This is a genomic window from Pseudocoprococcus catus, from assembly GCF_019734885.1.
In the GTDB taxonomy this organism is placed as follows: domain Bacteria; phylum Bacillota; class Clostridia; order Lachnospirales; family Lachnospiraceae; genus Coprococcus_A; species Coprococcus_A catus.
This window is the reverse complement of the sequence record NZ_JAAXCM010000032.1, coordinates 61983-79929: the sequence shown is the minus strand read 5'-3', so window position 1 is coordinate 79929 and position 17947 is coordinate 61983. Positions and strand designations below refer to the sequence as shown.

The following is a 17947-nucleotide window of genomic DNA, read 5'->3' as shown; positions in this document are numbered from 1 at the left end:
GTGAATGATCGAAAGGAATGGATAGAGAGATATGAAACGAATGCTTTTAACAACATTATGTTATATGGAAAAAGGCAATCAATATCTGATGCTGCATCGTGTCAAAAAAGAGCATGATATTAATAAAGATAAATGGATTGGCGTGGGTGGCAAATTTGAAGACAAGGAAAGTCCTGAGGATTGTTTGCTTCGGGAAGTTTGTGAAGAAACTGGACTTACATTGACGTCATGGAAGTTCAGGGGTATTATTACCTTTGTGACGGATCGTTATGAGACAGAATTTATGCACCTCTATACAGCAGATGGATGGGAAGGTGAGATGATTGAGTGTAATGAGGGAAACCTGGAGTGGTTGGAAAAGAAAGAGGTATTTAACCTGAAAGTCTGGGAGGGAGATAAGATTTTCTTCTGGCTTATGCAGCATGATGCACCGTTCTTCTCTCTGCGTCTGGAATATGTAGGGGACGAACTGGTCTCCTATGCATTGAATGGTGTTTACCACAGACAAAACTATGTGGGACAAAATATGTATCAGGAATTTCTGGAGACATATAAAAGCATATAAAAAGAGACTCTGAAGAGCAGTTAGTATTGCACTTCAGAGTCTTTGTTTTTAAATGATGATGTTACAGTCGCTTTTTCTTTTTAGCCGTGATGATAATGATAACAGCTACAGAGGCAAGGGCTGTAACGGCCAATGGTTCAACTGGTGTTGAATCGCCTGTCTTAACGGCTTTCTTAGCTGTTTTCGCTGAGGAGGCCGTTTTCTTTGATGTTGTTGGAGTTGGTTTTTTATTGTTTTGGTCTGAAGGTGTGACCTTTTCAGTTTCCTTTGTCTCGGATTCCGATTCAGTTTCGGGTGTTGTCTCAGACTCTGGCTTTTGTGTTTCCGGTACTTCGGTTTCTTTGCCGGAATCCTCTTTCTTATCATCCTCAGGGTGCTGGGAAGCATCCGTGTGGATGATAATTCTGCCTTCACCGGCGATATTGCCATATTGTCCGGCGGTGATTCTGCCATTTAAGACATCTGTAAAATAAGAAATCAGCATGGTAGCGTCAGTTGGCAGATTATCCTGAGCAACAACTTTGTCATTTTTAAACATTGTAAATCCATCACCGGAATTCTGCAGTGTATAGACACTGCCGCAGACAGTGTACATTTTATCAGGCTCCAATGCCTGGCCGTTAACTTTGACATTCGTTATGCGGCGTTCCTTTGCCGGGTCTATACTCTGGAACGTGCCCTGTTCATCCATGATAACCGGGCTTTCTTTCCATGTGTCAATATCGTAGGTGAGACCTGAAACCTGGAGAAAGCCGCCGTTTTCTTCAGGAAGGTTTCGAGCACCATGCTCTAAAGCATCAAGGATCTGCTGACCTGATGCTTCAATAACGCACATTGCGTTGCTCCAGGGGTTTACATCCATCAGTGATTTTCGTGTGACATCGCCCGCACTGACAGAGGCACGGATGCCGCCGCCGTTGACAAGTGCAATATCTGCCTGACAGATGGAGCGGTAAGCATCTGCAACAAAGTCGCCAAGATTGGTTTCGCCACTGCGGATGCGCCGAACACCCTCGGCATTATTAATTGTCAATTCTGTTTCAGCAGTTCCCAATACTTCATAGAGATAAGAGAGCTCCTGGTTGTAATGATCAATTTTGTTCTGAACAGAATGATAAGCTTCAGAAGCAGCTTCGGAACTGTCGTAAGTGACTTCTGATGGATGAAGCAGCTGAGCCGTAATAGAAATATCATTGGATGCATCCGATGCATCCATTTGGATTTTCATAATGCCGAAATTATCAAATTTGGTGCCTGTAGATGTCAGTGGGACATCTTCGCCATCTTTGTTCTGGTAAATGTTGTTGGCAATGGTTTCGTGAGAATGTCCATCGATGAAGACATCAATACCTGTCGTATTGGCGATAACATCTGTGGATTTCCAACCGCTTGCTGTTCCATTGATACCGAGATGACCTACAGCTATAACGATATCCGCACCATCTTCCCGGGCCTGATCAATCGTATTCTGTATTGTTTCATAAAATGTATTTTCAGAAAAACTGTAAAGATAGTTTCCGTTCTCATCCTGGAAATAAACCGGTGTTGACTTAGTGTAAGTTTCTGGCGTGCATATACCGATAAAAGCAGCTTTTTTGCCGTCGAAATCTTTGACAGCATATGGTGTGAAGACGGTACTGCCGGTCTGAAGATCAACAAAATTGGCTGAAAGATAAGTAAAATCAGCGTTTTTGGTCAAATCCAGAAAAGTGGATAATGAATAGTCAAATTCGTGATTGCCAGGAATTGCATAATCATAACCGACAGTGTTCATGATATCAATAATGGCAGAGCCCTTTGTCTGAGCACCGATGGCTTCACCTTGAATGGCATCTCCGGCATCGACCGTTACAACATTTTCTCCGTTTTCAAGCAATTGTGCACGGTAGGCCGCAAGGGCAGGGTAGCCGCTGACTTCGCAATGAATATCATTGGTATAAAGAACATAGACGCTTTCTCCTGATGAAGTGCTGTCATCTGTGTCAGCTATGGCTGGAATGGCTGGAAATATACCAATAACCAGTGCAGCGCTAATCATAAAAGTTAGTAGTCTTTGTTTTATTCGATTCATAAAAAGCCTCCTTTTGTACATTATATCATTGGATATGGATTAAGACTATAGAAAAACCAAAAGGAGTAAAAGTTTCGAAAAAAAAGTAGATTCTATTGACATCAGGTGGATGTATGATATACTTAAATTAACATATGAATAAATGAGCATATGAATAACCAAAAACAATAAACGACATAGACTTTAACTTTAAGAAGGAGAGTTTATCATGAAGAAGACTTATAAGATTGATGTAGATTGTGCAAATTGTGCCAACAAGATGGAAGAAGCTGCCAACAAGACAGCCGGTGTGAAGAATGCTGTTGTGAACTTTATGACTTTGAAGATGAACGTTGAATTTGAAGAAGGGGCTGCTCCGAAGGAAGTAATGCAGGAAGTGCTGAAGAATTGCAAGAAGGTTGAAGACGATTGTGAAATTTTCCTTTAAGAGATAGTGAATGACAGATGGGTATTGATTGCCCATCTGTTGTACATTGTCAGGTTGAACGTAGTCAATTGAGTTAAATTAAGTTTTACGATACCAGGATTGGATGCGTCTGACCCTGGTATCCTGTCATAGATATGGAATTTTGGACCATTGATATGGAGGCTGAAGGAGTGTGAGATGTATGAATAAGAAGCAGAAAAAGGTTTTGACAAGAATTATTATAGCAGCTGTTTTGATGATTGCTTTTTCTTTTCTTCCGGTTGAGGGCTATACGGCGTTTGTTTTATTTATGATTCCGTATCTTGTCATTGGATATGATATTCTGATCAAGGCCGGCAAGGGTATTAAGAATCATCAGGTGTTTGACGAGAATTTTCTTATGGCGGTAGCAACCGTAGGCGCGATTGCCCTTGGTGATTATCGTGAAGGTGTTGCTGTTATGCTGTTTTACCAGATTGGCGAGCTGTTCCAGAGCTATGCTGTGGGCAAGAGCAGAAGGAATATCAGTGATTTGATGGATATTCGTCCGGATTATGCGAATATCGAGCGTGACGGTGAGATTGAGGAAGTAGACCCGGATGAAGTTGAGATTGGCAGTATCATCGTTGTCAAGCCGGGTGAGAAAGTGCCTATTGACGGCGTGATCATTGAGGGAACTACCACATTGAATACAAGCGCACTAACAGGAGAGAGTGTGCCGAGAGATGCATCGGAAGGTGATGAAGTGATCAGCGGTTGCATCAATATGACGGGTGTTCTCAGAATTAAGACAACAAAGGAATTTGGTGAGTCTACGGTTTCCAAGATTCTGGATATGGTAGAGAATGCCAGCTCCAGAAAGTCCCGTTCAGAGAACTTTATTTCCAAGTTTGCCAAGTATTACACACCGGCTGTATGTTATGGCGCATTAGCATTGGCAGTGCTTCCGCCGGTTGTGAGGATGATATTTATGGGTCTCTCGCCGGAATGGGGAGACTGGATCATGCGAGCGTTGACATTCCTTGTCATCAGCTGCCCATGTGCCCTTGTTATCAGCATTCCTCTTAGCTTTTTCGCCGGTATCGGCGGAGCCAGCAACGCAGGTGTCCTTGTAAAGGGTTCTAATTATCTGGAGACACTGGCCGGAACGAAATATGTCGTATTTGACAAGACAGGTACAATGACACAAGGTGTATTTGAAGTAACAGGTGTGCATCACAATACATTGCCGATGGATGAAATCCTTGAGTATGCCGCATTGGCAGAGAGTTTTTCATCCCATCCGATCAGCCGCAGCCTTCAGAAAGCGTATGGCAAGGCCATTGATCAGAGCAGAGTAACGGATGTGCAGGAAGTCAGCGGTAAAGGTGTCATCGCAAAGGTAGACGGCAGAACCGTTGCTGCCGGCAATGCCAAGTTGATGGAGATGAAAGGAATTCCTTATCAGGAGTGTCACAGTGTCGGTACAATTGTCCATCTGGCAGTAGACGGGGAATATGTCGGTCATATTCTGATCGCTGATTTGCTGAAACCGCATGCAGAAGAGGCCATCAGAGCCTTGAAAGCGGCTGGCATCAGGAAGACCGTTATGCTGACAGGAGATGCCAAACGTGTCGCGGACAAAGTGGCGGCGGATCTGGGGATTGATGAAGTATACAGTGAATTACTCCCGGGTGATAAGGTTGCTATGGTAGAAAAACTGCTGTCACAGAAGAATGAGAAAGAGAAACTGGCTTTTGTGGGTGACGGTATTAATGATGCGCCGGTACTTTCAAGAGCAGATATCGGTATTGCGATGGGTGCTATGGGATCTGATGCAGCCATTGAAGCAGCGGATATTGTTTTGATGGATGATGATCCACTGAAGATTGCCAAGGCCATCAGAATTGCCCGCAAGTGTCTGAGAATTGTTTATGAGAATATTTATTTTGCCATCGGTGTTAAAGTCATTTGTCTGATTCTCGGTGCCCTGGGCATTGCCAATATGTGGGTTGCGATTTTTGCGGATGTAGGTGTGATGGTTATTGCCGTGCTGAATGCGATTCGTACATTGTATGTGAAGAATTTGTAAGCAATCTGTCTTGCAGCGGGACTTGTGGCTGTCAAAGAGCTGGGGGTCAGCAGTCCCCTTCGTGCAGCAGAACTGAACAAACAGGAGATTCGTGAGTTATCAAAGGAATTGGGACTTTCCACATGGAATAAGCAGTCCTTTGCCTGCCTGTCTTCGCGTTTTGTTTATGGAGAAACCATTAATGAAGAAAAGCTTGGTATGGTGGAGAAAGCTGAACAGCTCCTGCTTGATCTGGGATTCTATCAAGTGCGTGTAAGAATCCATGACAAAATGGCAAGAATCGAAATTCTGCCGTCAGAGTTTGAAAAACTGTTGGCTGAGGGGATCCGTGAAAAAGTTTACAACTATTTCAAAGAACTTGGTTTTACATATGTAACACTGGATCTGGGCGGTTACCGCACAGGCAGTATGAACGAAACACTTCATTAGACGAAAAACGGGGCTGCATTGCAGCTCCGTTTTTTAGTCAAGGTACACAGATAGAATTTGCGATCCGGATGAACATTAATAATGGACTTTAAGAACAGCGTCTCCGATGTGAACCGGTCCTGTTTTAAGAAGTTCGACGGATTCAGCGCCGCCGGCACCGGTGATGACAACAGGGGTGACGGTTCTGCAACCGGCTGATTGAATACCTTCCAGGTCAGCTCGCAGGATCAGATCCCCTTTTTGGATTTTCTGGCCTTCTTGGACGAATACTTCCAGATGCTGGCCGTTTAATTTGACGGTATCCAAACCGACATGAAGGATCAGCTCTGTGCCATTGGCAGTGTGCAGTGCGATGGCATGATGTGTGTCAAAAACCATGGCAACCGTGCAGTCAAATGGTGCATAGAAACTGCCGTCAACAGGTTCGATGGCGAATCCATCGCCGATATAGCCTTCAGAGAAAACGCCGTCAGCCACTTCTTTAAGGGTTATTACCGTACCGTTGCAAGGAGCATAGACAATATCAATGATGGTGTCGGCAACTGATAAATTGTCAGAATCCTTTGCCTCTGCGGAAACAGCAGGATTTGAGATTTCTGCTGAAGTTGTTGGAACTGCGGCGGAATTATCCGTTGTCGATGATGAAGCAGGAATGATCTGAGTGATATAATCCTGCAGACGGGCATGGATAACCGTGACTTCCGGGCCGTAGACAACCTGGACGCCGTCACCATTGGCCACAACAGCAGCAGCGCCTGTGGCGAGAAGCTTTTCTTTGTTGAGCTTTGAGGGCCGATGTAAAGTGACACGCAGGCGCGTCGCACAGCAGCTTAAATCGGAAATGTTCTCAAGACCGCCCAGACCGTCAAGAATCTGTTGATTTTTGTTGTCAGCGTTATTGACAGGGGCGGCATTGTCCTTTTCATGTCCCGGTGTCTGATAGTTAAATTTCAAAATCATTACCCGGAAAATGGTAAAATAGACAATGAAATAAAGGATACCTACAGGAATGACATGCAGCCAGCTGGTTTTGGTATTGCCCTGGAGAATGCCGAACAGGAAGAAATCCAGGAAACCGCCGGAAAATGTCATGCCGATACCAACATTCAGCATATGCATGAGCATATAGGAGAGGCCGGCAAATGCACAGTGAATGACATATAGCGGCGGAGCGACGAATAAAAAGGCAAATTCCAGGGGCTCTGTAATTCCAGTGACAGCGGAGGAGATGGCTGCGGACAGCAAAAGGCTTCCTACAGCTTTTTTATTTTCAGGGCGGGCACAGGTATACATAGCCAGGGCAGCGCCGGGAAGACCGAACATCATCAACGGAAATTTACCGCTCATAAAACGTGTGGCTGCGACACTGAAATGTGAAGTATCAGGGCTGGCAAGTTCTGCAAAAAAGATATTCTGGGCACCTTCAATGAGCTGGCCGTTTACAAGTTCACGACCGCCGACAGCGGTTTGCCAGAAAGGCATATAGAAAACATGGTGGAGCCCAAAAGGAATCAGGGCGCGTTCCAGAAGCCCGTAGACAAAAGTGCCGCCGTATCCGGACATCAGCACCAGTTTGCCTGCATCGTTGATCAGAATCTGGATCGGCGGCCAGATATAGAACATAAGAATACCGATGCCGACATAAGTGATTGCGCTGATGATCGGGATAAAATGTGTTCCGCCAAAAAACGAAAAAACCCTGGGCAGTTCAATTTTGTAAAAACGGTTATGCAATGCGGCAACGCCAAGCCCGACAATGATGCCGCCGAAAACACCCATCTGCAGGGACGTAATGCCAACAATTTCGGTGGTTGCACCGGTGAGAAAAGAATGGCTTCGGCCCGTATAAGTTATCAGACTTCCGATGGTACTGTGCATAACAAAGAAAGCAACAATACTTGAAAGTGCGGCTGTGGCTTTTTCGGTCCGGGCCATACCGATAGCAACACCGACAGCAAAAAGAATCGGCAGATTGTCAAAAATGATGGATCCGGCACTGTTAAGCAGTGAAAATAGGATGTAAGGAGCTGTTCCGGGCCCCATGAGCCCTTTCAGGTGATAGGCGGCCAGCATGTTTGTATTTGTCAGAGAACTGCCGATGCCGAGAAAAATACCGGCGATAGGCAGAAGAGCGATGGGCAGCATAAAAGACTGACCGATACGCTGCAAAAGACTGAAGATGTGTTTTTTCATAAAAAATCCTTTCGGGACGGTGGGATTGAATATTCAGCTTAATCCAAGGGAATAGACAGAATGTTCTATCCCACCTGTCTGTGAATGTCAGAGGTATTGTTTGTAAAAATAGTTTATGTAAAAACATCCGTGAGTGATAGCGATAATGTAGATGTTATATTTGATAAATTATTTTTTCTATATTTATGATAACACACATTTGGATAATAGGGATAAAAAGTTGTTGGCAGTTTGTGTGTATTTCTGGTGTTTTATGCGATATTCGGGTATAATAGATGTTATAAAATAATCGGCTTCAAGTGGGGAAGGGTGGAGTCGGGATGTGAATTGATGATGTATGATGAGAAACGAACTGGGGGCGCAGGTATGGTAGAAAAGGAAGAGTTTTATTTGAATTCAACGAATGGGGTGAATAAGCTTCATGTGATTTCGTGGCATCCGTTGGATGAGATCAGGGCGATTGTCCAAATCTCCCATGGTATGTGTGAATATGTGGACCGATATGACAGGCTGGCTACTTTTCTGGCGCAGCATGGCATCATGGTGATTGGCAATGATCATCTGGGACATGGGGAGACTGCCAGAGATGAAGATGAGCTGGGATATTTTCCTGGGGTGAATGGTTCGGAGACGGTGGTGGATGATTTATATAAGGTAACGACATCGATTCGGGCACAGTATCCGAGATTGCCGTATTTCCTTTTAGGGCACAGTATGGGCTCTTTTATGGCAAGGCGATACCTGATGACTTATGGCAGGCAGTTGGATGGCGCGATATTGATGGGTACCGGCTCACAGCCTCCGGCACTGCTGAGTGCGGCAAAGACAACGGCCAACAGTCTGAGTATTGTCAGAGGTGAACATCACCGAAGTCAGCTGATGATGAAAATGGCATTTGGCTCATATAATAAACAGTATCCATCCGTCAGGACGGAGTATGACTGGCTGTCCCGGAATGAAGCGAATGTGGATACGTATCTTGCAGATCCTTATTGCGGTTTTATGTTTACATTGAACGGCTATAAAGTTTTATTTGATGTGCTGAGTTTTATTCAGGAGCCGGCCCATATCGGTAAACTGCCGAAAGAAGTGCCGCTTTTATTTGTGGCAGGAAGTGAAGATCCTGTTGGACATTTCGGTAAGGACGTGCCGGAGATTTGCAGGACATACCGGGAAACAGGCGTGAAAACTGTCGAAATGAAGATTTATCCCGGCGACAGACATGAAATACTCAATGAACTTGATTATGAACAGGTACAGATGGACATACTTTCCTTTATAGAGAGGCGTCTTCAAGCGCTGGGTGTTTAACAGGAGGAACAGAAATGGCATTTGAACGTATAGACATGGAACAATGGCCGCGGCGGGAGCATTATCGATATTATAGCGAACAGATTTGCACCAGTTATGAGATGAATGTGGAGTTGGATGTGACGAAGTTGAGGAAACGCTGCCGGAAAAAGGGGATTCATTTTTATCCGGCGATGATGTATGCCATTATGTATGAGATCAACCATCATGAGAATTTCAGAATGGCTGTGGACGAAGATGGTAAGCTGGGCGTATATGATGTATGCCATCCGTCTTATACGATTTTTCACAAAGATGATGAGACATTTTCGGATATCTGGACAGAGTGGAATGAGGATTTTGCTGTATTTTACAAAGATGTCTGCAGGGATATGAAGCAGTACGAGGATATTAAGGGAATTAAAGCCAAGCCGGATCGTCCGGATGCCTTTACACCGGTATCCTGTGTACCGTGGGTTTCTTTCACAGCTGTGGGACATGACACACCGGGACCGCGGCAGATGTATTTTCCGATCATTGTGTTCGGGCGTTATCATAAAGTACATGACCGATGGATGCTGCCTTTCAGTATCATGGTTAATCATGCCGCTGCGGATGGTTATCATACGTCTATGCTGATCCATGACATACAGGAGCAGTGCAGTCATTGCAAGAAGTGGCTGAAGAAATAATAGAGAAGAACTGGCAGATGGGAATTGTCCCTCATCTGTCAGGTGCTGTGCGGAAATGCGGGCAAGATTATGGGTTTACACAGAATTTACCTAAATAAAGCTAAAAAAGTCCAAAATACACCCGAATGTAAATGAAATTTTACATTGATTTTACATGAAATGCCTTTATCCTTTACATAGTCATCGTATAATCTGGAATGAATAGGGAAACTATTCATGAACAGATGGATGTTATGAAGAAACGTAAAGGAGAAATTTATGAGTGTATTTGATATTTTAACGATGATTGGCGGCCTTGCCCTCTTCCTGTATGGTATGGAAGTTATGGGCAATGGTCTGTCAAAGGCGTCCGGCGGACGTATGGAACGTATTCTGGAGAAGATGACAGACAATATTTTCAAGGCTGTACTGTTAGGCGCCGGTGTAACAGCAGTTATTCAGTCATCCTCAGCCACAACGGTCATGGTTGTTGGCTTTGTTAATTCCGGTATTATGAAGCTGTCTCAGGCTGTGGGTGTTATTATGGGTGCCAATATCGGTACAACTGTGACATCATGGCTTTTGAGTTTGACAGGTATTCAGGGGGACAATTTTATTCTGACATTGATGAAGCCGTCCTCTTTTTCACCGATTCTGGCCGTAATCGGCGTCGGATTTCTGATGTTTTCCAAGAATGAGAAGAAAAAAGATATTGGTACCATTATGATTGGTTTTACCGTGCTGATGTTTGGTATGGAAACCATGAGTGATGCGGTGAAACCACTGGCGGATGTGCCTGAATTTGCGAATATTCTGCTGATGTTCAAGAACCCGCTGCTGGGTATGCTGGCAGGACTTGTTCTGACGGCAGTGATCCAGAGTTCATCGGCGTCGGTCGGTATTCTGCAGTCCTTATGTGTGACAGGGGCAGTCAGCTATGGTGCAGCTATCCCTATTATTATGGGACAGAATATCGGTACATGTGTGACAGCGCTGTTGTCCAGTATCGGTGCATCCAAGAATGCAAAGCGTACAGCATTTGTCCATTTGTATTTCAATATTATCGGTACAGCAATCTTTATGATCATCTTTTATGTGCTGAATGCAGTACTGCATTTTAGTTTTATTGACAGTATTGCAAATCCGGCAGGTATTGCTGTGATCCACAGTGTGTTTAATATTTTTGCAACAGCTATTTTACTGCCTTTCCACAGAGGACTTGAGAAACTGGCAATTCTTACTGTCAGAACATCTGATGAAGATGAGAAGCAGTCTGTACAGCCTGAAGAGGAAGGACAGGATATGCTGCTTCTGCTGGATGATCGTTTTATTGAGAAACCGGGTTTTGCCATGGAGAATTGTTATTCCGTTACATCTCATATGGCCGAGCTTTCTAGGCAGGCATTGTTTATTGCCATGGAGCTTCTGCAGAAATATGATGAGACAAAAGCAGAGAATGTTCTGAAACTGGAGAATAAAGTTGATCATTATGAGGACCGTCTGGGTACGTATCTGATTCGACTCAGCAGTCGGGATCTGTCGGAAAAAGACAGCAAGAGCCTGTCTATGCTGCTGCACTGCATCGGGGATTTAGAGCGAATTTCCGATCATGCGGTGAATATTATGGAAAAAGCTCAGGAAATGAATGAGAAGCAGCTTACATTTTCGGATAAAGGTGCTCAGGAACTGGAAGTATATTCCAGAGCAGTGAGAGATATTATGAATATGTCTATTGAGGCATTTAAGAATGATGATATTCATCTGGCACGTCAGGTGGAACCGCTTGAGGAAGTGATCGACTACCTGAATGATGAGTTGAAGCAGCGTCATGTCAGACGACTTCGCAGCGGCGAATGTTCTGTGGAACTGGGATTTGTTTTGTCAGACATCACGATCAATTATGAAAGAGTGGCAGACCATTGTTCCAACCTGGCGGTTGACCTTTTAAGGATCCATGAGAATGTATTTGATGTCCATGAATATCTGGAAGGTTTGAAGGAAAATAAAGATGCAGCATTCCGTGAAGCATATCAGAAAGACAAGGCAGATTATGCATTGCCTCAGTCATAAGGAGGATAAAGATGGCGACAATATATATTCTTGAGGATGATCTGAATATTCAGGAAATAGAGGCTTATGCCCTGAAGAACAGCGGATATCAGACAGAAGGGTTTGATAATGCCAGAGACTTTTTCAAAAAAGTTTCAGAGCGGGTACCGAGTCTTCTTCTGCTTGATATTATGCTTCCGGATGCCGATGGACTGGATGTACTGAGAAAGCTCCGGTCCATGCCGGAGACAAAGAAACTGCCGATTATTCTTGTGACAGCCAAAACATCAGAGATTGATAAGGTCAAAGGACTGGATGTCGGCGCAGATGACTATATCACAAAGCCTTTTGGTATCATGGAGCTGATTTCCAGGGTCAAGGCGCTGCTTCGAAGAAGTGCCTATGTGGAAGAAAAGAAGTTTTTGACACTGGGAAGCGTGTTTATGGATGATGAGAAACATGCGGTTTATGTGAATGATCAGGTTTGTGAGCTTACATATAAAGAGTATGAACTTTTAAAATTATTGATGAGCAATGCGGGAATTGTAACAGCAAGAGATACAATCATGGAGCGTATCTGGGGCATTGATTTCGAAGGTGAATCCAGAACTTTGGATATGCATATCAAGACCTTACGTAAAAAACTCGGTGAGGCCGGTTCTATGATCAAGACGGTTCGAAATGTCGGCTATATTATGTCGGATAAGGAGAATTAAAAGGCCATGCGCGGAAAAAAGATGAAGCACAAAATATATCTGCAGTTTTGTTTGATTGCAGCTCTGGCCATTCTTGTCACAACAACCATTGTGACGGCACTGTTTTATCAGCGTTTTAAAGCACAGGTTTTTAGTGATGTGAGAACATACGCCTATGTTTTGACCAGTGTGGATACATATGATGAAGCAACGCTGATTCAGGAAGTGCATCAGTTGGATAACCTTCGTGTCACGATTATCGACAAAGAAGGCAAAGTCCTTTTGGATACCAATGCGGATATCGGTGGCATGGAAAACCACAGCAACCGTGAGGAAATCAAGGCGGCATTTGAAACAGGCGAAGGGCAGGCTGTTCGTCAATCTAAAACAGTGGCAAAATCTACATTTTATTATGCTGTGCGCATGAATGACGGCAATGTGCTGCGTGTGGCTACAGAGACAGGCAGTGTCCTCAGTATCGTGCAGGGAATGCTGCCGATCGTTGCAGTGATGGTGATCATTCTGTTTGTCATCTGTACATTTCTTGGGCGTTTACTGACAGACAGTCTTCTGAGACCGATTGAGCAGATGGCCAAAAACATGGATTATGTCAATGAAATTTCCGTTTATCAGGAAATGGAACCTTTTATTGACACCATTCGAAGACAGCATGAAGATATCCTGAAAAATGCCAGTATGCGTCAGGACTTTACAGCCAATGTATCTCATGAACTGAAGACCCCCTTGGCTGCAATATCCGGTTATTCTGAATTGATAGAGAATGGAATGGTATCAGAAAAGGATATTGCCCGTTTTGGCGGGGAAATTCATAAAAGTGCGGATCGTCTGCTGACACTGATCAATGATACCATTCGACTTTCGGAGCTGGATGCCACAACACAGGATGTGGTTTTGGAGACAGTGGACTTGTATCAGGCTGCAGAGAACTGTATGGATACGCTGGAGATAAGTGCTCAGAAACATGATGTGACACTGAAATTGGAAGGTGTTCCATGCAAGATCCGGACAGAAAAGGGAATGGCAGATGAAGTTATTTATAATCTGTGTGACAATGCCATTCGTTATAATAATAAGGGCGGAAGCGTGACCATTTCTGTCATGCCGGTGGACAATCAGATTGTACTGTCGGTCAAAGATACCGGTATTGGCATTTCCAAAGAGCATCAGGAACGCATTTTTGAACGTTTCTATCGTGTAGATAAAAGCCGTTCCAAGTCCACCGGTGGAACCGGGTTGGGACTTGCTATTGTCAAGCATATCGTGGCCAGAAACGGTGCACGGATGGAGCTGACCAGCGAGGTCGGCAAAGGAACAGAAATAAAGATTTACTTTGATAAGGCTGCATAGTATGCGGCCTTTTCTGGTTTTATAGAAAAACAAGCCAGTTTCATTAAAAAGGACTAGAATTCACATTTGTTTATAAAAAAGTCAGATTATTTTAAAGAAAATATGGTATGATATGGAAGTGATATATGCGTAATTATTAATATGTGATTTGATATAAATTTTGGAGGAAGAAATATGGCAAAGAATAAAAAGTCAGTGAAAAAGGGCCTGATTATCGGAATCAGCTCTGTTGCTGTGCTGCTGGCGGCAGCTTATGCAGGTGTTGGTTATTATTTTCATGATCACTTCTACCCGGGGACAGTGATCAATGAGACGAATTTTTCCCTGGGAACAGCAGATACAGCAGAAGAGAAGATTAAGGAAGATGCGGAAGATTATCTGTTGGCAATTCATGACAGAGAAGACAGGGTAACTTATATCAGCGGTAAAGATATTGATTATCACTATGAGTCTGATGGCAGCATTCAGAAAGTGATGGATAAGCAGAACAGTATGTTATGGCCATTATACATCAGTAAAGATCATTCGCATACGGTTAATGTAAAGCTGACATATGATGAGTCGAAGCTGGTGAAGCTGGTAGAGGGGATGGACTGTTTCAAGGAAGAGAACATTGAGAAGCCTGAGGATGCTTATCTGAAATATACGGATAATGGTTATGAGATTGTACCTGAGAAGAAGGGCAATCAACCCCTGGAAGAGCAGATCATGTTGGATGTGAAGGCAGTCATTGAGGAACGTCAGGCAGTGCTTAAGTTAAATGACTCGGATTATATGCAGCCGGCAGTGACTTCAGAGGATCCAAAGCTTCAGGAAAAGCTTCAGGTAACAGAGAAATACAAGAATATGTCCATTACTTATGAGATTGAGGGCTCAGAACAGGTGTTGGATGGACAGACGATATTGTCCTGGCTGACCATCAATGATGACTTGTCTGTGACAGTAGATCCGGATATGGCGGCTTCCTATGCACAGCAGCTGGCATCCAAGTACAATACCTATGCGGCGACGCGTTCATTTGTGACAACAAATGGTGATACTATCAAGATCGGCGGCGGAGATTACGGATGGGTCATTGACAAGAAGGGTGAGGCAGCCCGGATTATTGAGGATATCGAAAAAGGCGAATCAGTTACAAGAGAGCCGGAGTATGAGCAGAGGGCTTTTGTGGAAGGTGCGGATGATATCGGCAATACATATATAGAAATTGATTATACGAACCAGCATCTCTGGTATTACAAAGATGGTTCCCTTTTGATGGATTCGGATCTTGTTTCCGGCAATCTCAACAATGGCAATGGTTCGCCGGATGGTGTCTTCAAGATTATCAGCAGACAGAGTCCGGCCACATTGGTGGGGGAAGATTATGAGTCGGATGTGACATATTTTATGCCGTTTGCGTACAATGTGGGGCTTCATGATGCCAGCTGGAGAAGTAATTTTGGCGGCAGTATTTATAAGAACAGCGGTTCCCATGGATGCATTAATCTGCCATACGATGCGGCGGATACAATCTATAAGAATGTAGAACTTGGAACGCCGGTTGTGGCTTACTACAGAGACAATGTGAAGCTGACATCCAATAATGCAAAAGTATCCAATGCGTATTCATACAGCAGCAATTAACAGGAGGAAATGATATGTATTTTTTAATTGGTCTTGGTGTCATTGTTGTGCTTGTTTACGGCAATATGCTTTATGACCATATAAAGGAAAAAAAGAAAGCGGATGAACAGACGGATATTTTGGAGACTGTACCGGCAAAATCAGGTGCTGTACAGTCGGAACCTGTCAAAGAGACGGACCGGACTTTGGGAAAAGGCGGGGGTAGTGCTTTGAATTGTCATTTTTCAGGGCCTACGTTGACAGAGATGATCGCAGATGATCTCCGACAAAAGAAAAATATTTTTGGCTTGCCTCTGACCTTATGTGAAGAAGCTGATGATGGTGAATTGATTGCCATGGATCGTGAAGATAATATTTATGTAATTGAAACAGTCCAGCGGCCGGAATACGAAGAATTGTATCTGCAGGTTCTGGATGACATGACAGTCCAGAGAAAGCGTATTCAGAAGAACGCAGCGGACAGAAAGGTTTACGCCATTGTGTGTGTGACAACATTGTCTGAAACATTGAAGTTGGCTGCAGAAAAGGAAAATTCTATCCGAATTTTCAGTTATGAATTGAATTTCAGAAATATTATGTAGAAAAATGTTAATAAAATGTTATTAAAAAATCTTAAAAAACCCTAAAATCTATTGCGAAATTATTACAGATATATTACACTTAACGAAGCGCCGTGTAAAGACGGCAAGATTCATAAAGAAATCTGAAATAATTTTGCGGGGGTTTTAATGAATGAAGAAATGGATGCTTTTGCTGAGTCTGGTACTGATGATCGTCATTGTAAATTGCGGTCAGGCTCAGGCGGCAGAGAAAACAGCCACTAAAGATATTACTTTTGAAGAACTTAATGATGAGAATGTATTTATCAAGCAGTCAAGAAGAGGAACCTGTACGTTAGCTTCATCGGCCATGATTATGCGAAGAGCAGCGATGCTGGCAGGTTATGAGGACTGGGAAGACATTACGGAGAGCAGCGTAGGCAGTGTGGCTTGGCGGGAAGGCGTAGGAATTTCCTGGACATTTACTTATGATGGTGTGACGATGACACATGATTATGTTTCCTCTGTGGAGGATTTGAAAAAATTACTGAAGGAACATCCGGAGGGCATTGTTGCTTACGATTCCAATAAGCCCCATGCCATTGCATTGACGGATTATGATGAGGAGACAGATACATTTTACTGCAGTGATCCGGCGGAAGGCTGTGCACAGGCAAGAGTACCTGCTTCAGATGCTATCATTGAACTGGAAGATGTGGATGTTGTATGGTATGTGACAAGCCCTTCTAAACTGAATCCTCCGGTTCAGGCAGAAAAAGAAAATGATTCTGAAGAAGCGGCAGCGGAACAGTCTCTGATTCCTGCAATAGAGATTGCACCGGTGACAGGCGTTGACAGTCTTGATAAAACAGAGCTGAAACTGGAGATGAGTTAAATGATCAAGATGATACTGGCCATTGGCCACATTAATTACGATAAATTGCTGAATAACATGTTGGAGATGGCGAAGCAGCATCCTGAACAGATGGGTGGTGTGAAACTGCCTCCTTTTACAGGGCAGATGCTTAAAATGCTTCCGGCACGCAAGAAGAATGAAATGGTGGCCCAGGCTTTAAACAGTAATAAGGGCAAAGTTGAACCGCAGATAGAGCAGCTGTTAGCCCCGATTACCGGCCCGATTCAGCTGAAGAACTTTGATATTCAGTGCGGAGGAAAACGGGATGTGGATGAAGTGACACTGACGGTGGAATTTGCAGGCTATGACTGCGGTTATGTGGCAGACCATATTCTTCCATATTATTACGCAGAAGTCACAGCTCCCGCTTTTTTGGGTGAAGATTACAGCGGCCCAACGGATCTTGCATCCGTACAGTCCTATATTAAGGCACAGGATTATAAAAAAGCACAATTTCTTATTGCGAAGAGTATGAGTGTTAATAAAGCCTATATCATGAATCTTCTGCAGGATAAGGCCAAATTGGCAGAAGTTGAATTGCAGGTGAATAATTTACGATTAATGATAAAATAAAAAGAAGGGGATGTGAAAAAACTCGATTGAGTTTTTTCACATCCCCTTCTTTTTTTAATGAATAAAATCTTTCATGTTCGGACGGACAGTTTCTTCATAAACCAGCTCGGCCATGCAAGTAGCGAAATACTTACGATTGGCGATAAGCAGCTTCTTCTCATCATCGACGCCGAGTTTCTCAGCCAGCCAGTCTTTCATCTGGGCTTTTAATTCGGCGCGTTCCGGTTCATACTGAAAATCGTCTGTTTTCTTGCCTTCCCATGCAGCAATACGTGTACGAAGTTCTTTTTTATAAATATCTTTCATCAGATCCATTATGTAATCCCCCTATTTTATAGATTCCATATTCAAAATGCATGGCACTTTAAATGTTTATCAATATACATATCTATTTTAATATGAATATTCTGATAATGAAAGATATATTTGTATTTTTTTGAAAAATCTTTCGATAACAGATATTATATGGTATGATGAAGAATGTA

Annotated in this window: 15 protein-coding genes and 1 pseudogene; 13 read left to right on the top strand and 3 right to left on the bottom strand. The window is 43.5% G+C overall.

Annotation, left to right across the window (positions count from 1 at the left end; all coding sequences use genetic code 11):
• Positions 1-31: 31 nt before the first annotated feature.
• Positions 32-565 carry an NUDIX hydrolase gene (locus HED67_RS09140; RefSeq protein WP_221718105.1) on the top strand — a complete coding sequence of 178 codons (534 nt, stop codon included), beginning with the start codon at positions 32-34 and terminating at the stop codon, positions 563-565.
• Positions 566-626: 61 nt separating this feature from the next.
• On the opposite strand, the gene HED67_RS09135 is transcribed toward HED67_RS09140, so the two are convergent.
• Complete coding sequence (locus tag HED67_RS09135) at positions 627-2636, bottom strand: bifunctional metallophosphatase/5'-nucleotidase (RefSeq protein WP_221718104.1); 2010 nt, start codon at positions 2634-2636, stop codon at positions 627-629.
• 208 nt (positions 2637-2844) lie between these two features.
• Between HED67_RS09135 and HED67_RS09130 the strand changes: the two genes are divergently transcribed.
• From HED67_RS09130 to larE, 3 genes and pseudogenes are all read left to right on the top strand, one after another.
• Positions 2845-3063, top strand: a complete 219-nt coding sequence (locus HED67_RS09130; RefSeq protein ID WP_178440579.1) for a cation transporter — start codon at positions 2845-2847, stop codon at positions 3061-3063.
• Positions 3064-3244: 181 nt separating this feature from the next.
• Positions 3245-5113: a heavy metal translocating P-type ATPase gene (locus tag HED67_RS09125; protein ID WP_221718103.1), complete on the top strand. Its 1869-nt coding sequence runs from the start codon at positions 3245-3247 to the stop codon at positions 5111-5113.
• An 18-nt stretch (positions 5114-5131) separates the two neighbouring features.
• Positions 5132-5542 (top strand): annotated as a pseudogene (gene larE / locus HED67_RS09120) (ATP-dependent sacrificial sulfur transferase LarE); the annotation flags it as partial.
• A gap of 75 nt (positions 5543-5617) precedes the next feature.
• On the opposite strand, the gene HED67_RS09115 reads toward larE, so the two are convergent.
• The gene (locus tag HED67_RS09115) at positions 5618-7735 is read right to left on the bottom strand and encodes a PTS transporter subunit IIABC (RefSeq protein WP_221718102.1); all 2118 of its coding nucleotides are present in this window, start codon (positions 7733-7735) and stop codon (positions 5618-5620) included.
• 330 nt (positions 7736-8065) lie between these two features.
• Here HED67_RS09115 and HED67_RS09110 point away from each other — a divergent pair, with 330 nt between their 5' ends.
• From HED67_RS09110 to HED67_RS09070, 9 genes are all read left to right on the top strand, one after another.
• On the top strand, positions 8066-9046 hold the full coding sequence (locus tag HED67_RS09110) for an alpha/beta fold hydrolase (RefSeq protein WP_221718101.1): 981 nt from the start codon (positions 8066-8068) through the stop codon (positions 9044-9046).
• Positions 9047-9060: 14 nt separating this feature from the next.
• A complete protein-coding gene (locus HED67_RS09105) occupies positions 9061-9717 on the top strand; it encodes a CatA-like O-acetyltransferase (RefSeq protein WP_221718100.1) in 657 nt (218 codons plus the stop codon).
• Positions 9718-9975: 258 nt separating this feature from the next.
• Positions 9976-11766: a Na/Pi cotransporter family protein gene (locus HED67_RS09100; protein ID WP_221718099.1), complete on the top strand. Its 1791-nt coding sequence runs from the start codon at positions 9976-9978 to the stop codon at positions 11764-11766.
• Between the two features lie 11 nt (positions 11767-11777).
• The gene (locus tag HED67_RS09095; RefSeq protein ID WP_178439973.1) at positions 11778-12461 is read left to right on the top strand and encodes a response regulator transcription factor; all 684 of its coding nucleotides are present in this window, start codon (positions 11778-11780) and stop codon (positions 12459-12461) included.
• 6 nt (positions 12462-12467) lie between these two features.
• On the top strand, positions 12468-13808 hold the full coding sequence (locus HED67_RS09090; RefSeq protein WP_246612169.1) for a sensor histidine kinase: 1341 nt from the start codon (positions 12468-12470) through the stop codon (positions 13806-13808).
• Positions 13809-13982: 174 nt separating this feature from the next.
• Complete coding sequence (locus tag HED67_RS09085) at positions 13983-15434, top strand: L,D-transpeptidase family protein (protein WP_221718098.1); 1452 nt, start codon at positions 13983-13985, stop codon at positions 15432-15434.
• Between the two features lie 14 nt (positions 15435-15448).
• Positions 15449-16015, top strand: coding sequence for a hypothetical protein (locus tag HED67_RS09080; protein ID WP_221718097.1), 567 nt, complete (start codon positions 15449-15451; stop codon positions 16013-16015).
• Between the two features lie 151 nt (positions 16016-16166).
• On the top strand, positions 16167-16868 hold the full coding sequence (locus HED67_RS09075; RefSeq protein WP_178439983.1) for a hypothetical protein: 702 nt from the start codon (positions 16167-16169) through the stop codon (positions 16866-16868).
• On the top strand, positions 16869-17462 hold the full coding sequence (locus HED67_RS09070; protein ID WP_178439986.1) for a hypothetical protein: 594 nt from the start codon (positions 16869-16871) through the stop codon (positions 17460-17462).
• A 54-nt stretch (positions 17463-17516) separates the two neighbouring features.
• Here HED67_RS09070 and HED67_RS09065 read toward each other — a convergent pair whose 3' ends face one another.
• Positions 17517-17777 (bottom strand): hypothetical protein, encoded by a 261-nt coding sequence (locus HED67_RS09065; protein ID WP_015513142.1) that lies wholly within the window; start codon positions 17775-17777, stop codon positions 17517-17519.
• Positions 17778-17947 lie beyond the last annotated feature (170 nt).